The organism is Portibacter lacus (assembly GCF_021533215.1).
In the GTDB taxonomy this organism is placed as follows: Bacteria; Bacteroidota; Bacteroidia; order Chitinophagales; family Saprospiraceae; genus Portibacter; species Portibacter lacus.
The window spans coordinates 1-2,375 of sequence record NZ_JAJNKA010000038.1 but is presented as its reverse complement, the minus strand read 5'-3'; the positions used below and the strand labels follow the sequence as shown (position 1 = coordinate 2,375).

The following is a 2,375-nucleotide window of genomic DNA, read 5'->3' as shown; positions in this document are numbered from 1 at the left end:
TCCAATACGCATTTCGTAAAATTGTTTAATTTTAGAGGTAACATTGAGCGGAAGGCGAAACTCCTCTTATCGCTAAGACGTTATACTTAATGAATTGACTCCGTCAATTCATCTATGGTGGTACTTAAGCCATTTCTAATGCTCAATTCCTTGAAACTTTTTTCGGTCGAGACTAGAATTTTGTCAGGAGAAGACGATCAACTTTAACGCGCGCCAGAAAGCAAATTAAACAAGAACATTTCCTTCAATTCAATAACCAAATCTTGCAACGGTAAACTCAACAATGTCTTTGCTCAATTGCTGAAAAGGAGTTTTTATTTATTCAGATTTTCACTTAATGAATACAGAAACCTTCAACTTTCGCGCTTACAGTTAACTAGCAACTTTGCTCACTCCAATCCAAACGTTCAATCTTGTCATGTTCCAACTCGTCTTCTCTTTCGTATTGGCGTTAACTCGACCGAAAAAAGTAGGCCAACGCACCGATCTTTGTGAGTCAGATCTTAAACGTTCAACGTATTTATCTCCGCTTCTAGCTTTTTTTAGAATTTACGAATGGCAAACGCAATCGTATTTCTTAAGATTTCTTTTTATCACTAAGTATAACACGCGATTAAGAAGTGAATTTCGCCTTAAATTATTCCCACTCCAACACATTTTACCTAAAATTATAATAACTTTAGAGGTAACGATTTGCGGAAGGCGAAACTCCTCTTATCGCTATCACGTTATATGGCATAAAACTTAATCAGAGATTGTAATTGAAAGATATGAATTTGCTTAACTTAAAATGAATGGAGAAAATTTTAAAAATTTCAGATGATTCCGGATTTATTGGAATTGCAAATCTTTCAACTTATGATTCATTTATTGGTAAAAACTGGAATTTCAACCAACTTAAGGAACATATAGTAATCGAAATAAATAAAAACAACCTCCTTTTTTGGGCAACTGGTCGCGAAGATGATTGGACAGTTAAATTCATAATAAATGGAGAAGAAACAATTAAAAAACCATTTAGAAAAGAAGAGGCAATAATTCAAGTAACTAATAATAAACTTTACTTAGTTAATTATGAAACTTTAACTATGGCAGCTCAATTTGAACATGTTATTCTTCCAGAAAATCACTTAAATCAACTTTTCATAGAGTTGGATAATGGTTATTATTTAACATCGTTTTGTCAAGTTCAAAACCCAGAATTATATGTAGAAAATAGCAAATTTGACTTCGAAATCAAACTGGATAAGATTAATGATTTAGATGAGTATTATCCAAATGATTTTGTAAATATTTTTTGGAATCAATACTAATTTATGAAGTCAATATATTTGATAGTACTCATAATGATATTTTGTTCATGTAACCATGAAAGAGACGGACATCAGAAACCAACAATACTATCTTATTTCATCAAAACAACTCAATTTGAAAAAAGCGGAGTAGATGAGGTATTGAACTATTATGGAGGTTATTGCTACTATTCAAAAGGAGTTGAATACTCAACAGACAAACCAAATTTGAAGTATTTTGAATTAGAAATTAGTAAAAGTGAAATATTTGATACCCAAGTTAAAAATTTCTTTATAGCTAGCTCTAATGTTGCATATCTGTTTTACAAAAATATTAGAAATTACGATCATGGCTACCAAGAAATTCATGTCTCGATAAAATCCAATAATAAGGAAGTAGAAAAAGCATCTTTTAAAATCGAAGAACTAGAATTGATATATATGAACCAAAATAAATTAATGGGTTTTGTAAATCTATTTGCTAATAAAAAATATGACAAAATATTAAATTTGATTGACTCGACATCAAGTTTTGGCACGTCAAACAAACAAAACTTGAAGCAAATATTTGTAGAAACTGATTCAATATTTGGTGAAATCAATATAAATAATCCTTTTCAATTTGCTGGATTTAAATCCCAATCAAATAACTTTGAAATTGTTAGATATTATGGGATTCTAATTAGAGCTATAAAGAATTGTGAATTCAGCATAGATTTTTCAAATACTAAAAAAGATACTTTAATTAACGCCTTTGATTACAAATATTATTAAATCTACGCCATATAACATGCCGCGATCACAGAATCCTCCCTACGGTCGGACTCTGGATGCAGCCATCACGTTAGAGTGCCACTAATAAAATGATCGCGCAAAAAACCAATGTGATTTTTAATGTTTATGGTTTCGAATAAATCCACCTTCAAAAAAGCGACACACCTTGCTTATTTAAATGGTTTTTACGCTTGCGATAAGCCTTTGGCATAATTGAGATTTCTACTCCAATGAGTTTTTTTGCTTTACCCTCATTCCATCCAATCTTCAATGCTCGCACCGAAAGCTGAGTTTGATTTGGCTCCGTCC

General features: G+C 31.4%; 2 protein-coding genes. Both read left to right on the top strand.

Features of this window, described 5'->3' with window-relative positions; translation table 11 throughout:
• Window positions 1-794 precede the first annotated feature (794 nt).
• The gene (locus tag L2586_RS24330) at window positions 795-1,313 is read left to right on the top strand and encodes a hypothetical protein (protein ID WP_235295612.1); all 519 of its coding nucleotides are present in this window, start codon (window positions 795-797) and stop codon (window positions 1,311-1,313) included.
• 3 nt (window positions 1,314-1,316) lie between these two features.
• Entirely contained in the window at window positions 1,317-2,066 is a 750-nt protein-coding gene (locus tag L2586_RS24325) for a hypothetical protein (protein WP_235295611.1), read from the top strand.
• Window positions 2,067-2,375: the final 309 nt, after the last annotated feature.

What these genes read in the sequence shown, in the direction of transcription:
- L2586_RS24330 (WP_235295612.1), top strand. Translation starts at nt 795, where the DNA reads ATGGAGAAAATTTTAAAAATTTCAGATGATTCCGGATTTATTGGAATT.
- L2586_RS24325 (WP_235295611.1), top strand. Translation starts at nt 1,317, where the DNA reads ATGAAGTCAATATATTTGATAGTACTCATAATGATATTTTGTTCATGT.